The sequence below is a fragment of the Pseudoalteromonas sp. S3178 genome (genome assembly GCF_005886985.1).
GTDB classification, from domain to species: Bacteria; Pseudomonadota; Gammaproteobacteria; order Enterobacterales; family Alteromonadaceae; genus Pseudoalteromonas; species Pseudoalteromonas carrageenovora.
This window is the reverse complement of sequence record NZ_PNCW01000623.1, coordinates 1-260: the sequence shown is the minus strand read 5'-3', so window position 1 is coordinate 260 and position 260 is coordinate 1. Positions and strand designations below refer to the sequence as shown.

The 260-nt window shown below is 49.2% G+C and carries 1 protein-coding gene; it reads right to left on the bottom strand.

Going from position 1 to position 260, the window contains the following annotated elements:
* A partial coding sequence (locus tag CWC11_RS22500) for a TGS domain-containing protein (RefSeq protein ID WP_138684288.1) occupies nt 1–260 on the bottom strand: 260 nt, incomplete at both ends.

Genomic DNA, 260 nt, shown 5'->3' with positions numbered 1-260 from the left:
TTACGGTTTACACGAGCACCTACACATGTATTACCCACATCGGTATGCACGGCATAGGCAAAGTCAACCGCCGTCGGCCCCATTGGTAACTGAACAATGCGGCCATCTGGCGTAAAGACATAAATTTCTTCTGGGAATAATTCGGTTTTAACGTTTTCCACAAATTCAAAAGACGAGCCTGCACTTTGCTGTAGCTCAAGCAAGCTTTGCATCCACTGACGCGCACGCTGCTGCGCGGTATGGCCGGCATTATCACCTGA